2 protein-coding genes are annotated in these 2,948 nt (G+C 44.9%); both read left to right on the plus strand.

Going from position 1 to position 2,948, the window contains the following annotated elements; translation table 11 throughout:
- Nucleotides 1-296: 296 nt before the first annotated feature.
- The gene (locus tag CAG69_RS17235; protein ID WP_006741891.1) at nucleotides 297-1,463 is read left to right on the plus strand and encodes a S1 family peptidase; all 1,167 of its coding nucleotides are present in this window, start codon (nucleotides 297-299) and stop codon (nucleotides 1,461-1,463) included.
- A gap of 270 nt (nucleotides 1,464-1,733) precedes the next feature.
- Nucleotides 1,734-2,786: a tRNA preQ1(34) S-adenosylmethionine ribosyltransferase-isomerase QueA gene (gene queA / locus CAG69_RS17240; protein WP_161445350.1), complete on the plus strand. Its 1,053-nt coding sequence runs from the start codon at nucleotides 1,734-1,736 to the stop codon at nucleotides 2,784-2,786.
- Nucleotides 2,787-2,948 lie beyond the last annotated feature (162 nt).

The raw sequence follows: 2,948 nt of genomic DNA on the forward strand, positions 1-2,948 counted from the left end.
CTTAAATATAGAGAATATTTTTCTGTATATCTGGGAGCTAACTCGTTTTTCATCAATTAAATAGCATAATACACTTGCGCTTCTTTTTGTCTGCGTAATCTGTGTCTTATCGACGTTTTTATTAATTTGAATAAGTCGGTTTGCGTGCGAGTCAGTTGGCATTTTTGATTGATATTGAATGTGTACCCAAGGTAATCCAATGAATTGAATCGCACATTTTTATTCGTTGGATTTTCCAAGATTCGTCTCTCGAAGAAGATACGCTCAGGCTTACCAAATTGAAGACAGCAACCTAAATGAAAAGAACAACGTGTAACAAACTCATTGCGCTGGCAGTGGCGGCATTCAGTGTGCAATCAGCACAGGCGATTGTGTTAGGAGATGAACTAACCGACTCTGTTGACCGCGTTACTTTACGAGCAAGTAATATGGCAGAGTTCCCACTGTGTGGCGGCACCATGCTGACGGAGCAGTGGGTGTTGACTGCGGCACACTGCGTGGTAATGGGGCAGGGAACGAACGAAGCAAGCTACTATGTGACCCCGCCGGGCGAGTTGTCGGTGAATGCGAATGTGCATGAACTTAATTCAGCAGGGCTTGATAACTTCTATCCGGTGTCTCACGTTGTGGTTCACCCTGATTACACGCGGATTTCAAAAGCTGAGACCGACAGTAATGGTAACGTGAAACCTATACAAACCGGTTTAGACTCAGACATCGCGTTGCTGTATCTCACGCGCCCAGTGGCAAATGCGAGCTTTGCTGATTTAGCAAACAAAGCCGACATGGAGAGTATCGAAGCGCGTTTGGCAGCGGATTGGAACGATAATTACCTGACCAATCAACGTGTCGAAAATGTGCAAGTGTTTGGGTGGGGGACCACTCAGCCGGATGCTTCTGAACCTTCCAATACGCTCAAAACCACCATTAGTACATTTTTACCCATCGACAAATGTTATGAGCGTTTAGAAATTGGCAGCAGTTTTCCGGGGATCATCGACTCAAGAGAAAACCAAACCAAAATTTGTACGCTACCAACGAAAAACCGAGTATTAGAGCCGGATAGCCACACCCAATATGGTAACTCTGCATGTAAAGGTGACAGTGGGGGGCCGCTGGTCGATGTGGCTACGGGAAAACAGATTGGTATTGTTAGCGGTGGACCTCTCATTCTTCCAACTTGTGGCTCTTTGACGATTCCAAGTTTCTACACCAAGGTGAGCCAATATTACGACTGGGTACAGTCTTACATTACTGCCGATGTGCCACCAAGTAGCTACATCATTGCACCGAACTTTATTAAAGAGGCTAATAACGAAGTCGGCGGAGATAAAGAGTGTCACGACGGTATCGCAACTAATAACTGTGATTTCAAAGGGTCAGATGATGATGGTGGCAGTCTGGGTCTGTGGCTATTGGGTCTATTCGTGCCCTTGGCGTGGTGGCGAAGGCGTGAGGTTTGATAGGGCGATTTGAATACCAAACGAGTAAGCAGCGTTATGCGCTGCTTTGCTTTTTAATGTTCCATTTCTGTCGGCTTAAACTGAAAAATAATGCCAAGTGATCGCGGTTTTTCACGTTTTATTACACTCTTCATCATGGCTTTTACAGTGATATTCTGGGGATTTGCTTGCTATTGCAGCATGTAAACATATACTAGTCTGCTGCGAAAAACTCGTCGCAATTTTATCGTCGTCCTAGACGTGATTTGACCAATATATAAGACAAGTAACATGCAAGTATCAGATTTCCATTTCGACCTTCCAGATGAACTTATCGCTCGTTACCCTCAGCCAGAGCGTACCGCTAGCCGACTATTACAAATGGACGGCAATACCGGAGAGCTAATTGATGGCACATTTACTGATGTATTGGGCCAAGTTCAACCCGGTGATCTCGTGGTGTTTAATAATACTCGTGTTATACCTGCTCGTCTTTTTGGTCGTAAAGAGTCGGGTGGTAAGCTAGAGGTGCTGGTGGAGCGCATGCTTGACGAGAAAAGCATCCTCGCGCACGTTCGCTGCTCTAAATCTCCAAAACCAGGTACAACCATCATTGTTGGCGAGAATGATGAATACTCAGCAGAAATGGTGGCGCGTCATGACGATCTATTTGAACTGAAATTTAACGCTGATAAGACGGTATTAGAAATTTTGGAAGAAATCGGCCACATGCCGCTTCCTCCTTACATTGACCGCCCAGATGAAGATGCAGATAAAGAGCGTTACCAAACCGTATATAACCAGAAGCCAGGCGCAGTAGCGGCGCCGACAGCGGGTCTTCATTTTGATGATGTTCTACTAGAGAAAATTAAAGCGAAAGGCGCAGAGTTTGCTTACGTCACTTTGCACGTTGGTGCTGGTACATTCCAGCCAGTAAAAGTAGAAAACATCAACGATCACCATATGCACGCTGAGTACGTAGAAGTACCGCAAGAAGTCGTCGAAGCAATTAAAGCGACGAAAGCGCGCGGTGGACGAATTATTGCTGTTGGTACTACATCGGTACGCTCACTTGAAAGCGCAGCGCAAGACGCAGTGAAAAAAGGGACTGAGTTGGTCCCATTCTTTGGTGATACAGAAATCTTTATTTTTCCTGGCTACGAATATCAGCTTGTGGATTGCTTGATTACCAATTTCCACCTGCCAGAATCCACACTGATCATGTTGGTGAGTGCATTTGCAGGTTATGAGAACACCATGAATGCTTACAAGCATGCGGTAGAAAACAAATATCGCTTTTTCTCATATGGTGATTCAATGTTCATCAAGAAGAAAACGATTTAGTAAAAAATAAGATTTACGAGTGCTAGCAGTAAGCTAGGAAATAGAGCAGAACCTCTGCTTTATTCCTCGCAAGGAAAAGGGACGGCCCCTTAAAGAAGGGTTGAGCCCTAACCACTCAGTCAGATGGTTCCTCTGAAACCCGGAGGAATCGTGAAATTAAAA

Origin of the sequence: Vibrio sp. V43_P6S15P86 (genome assembly GCF_009904725.1) — a bacterium.
GTDB classification, from domain to species: domain Bacteria; phylum Pseudomonadota; class Gammaproteobacteria; order Enterobacterales; family Vibrionaceae; genus Vibrio; species Vibrio diabolicus.

Excerpts from the sequence above, each read along its gene's own strand:
- CAG69_RS17235 (WP_006741891.1), top strand. The coding sequence starts at position 297 with ATGAAAAGAACAACGTGTAACAAACTCATTGCGCTGGCAGTGGCGGCA.
- queA (WP_161445350.1), top strand. The coding sequence starts at position 1,734 with ATGCAAGTATCAGATTTCCATTTCGACCTTCCAGATGAACTTATCGCT.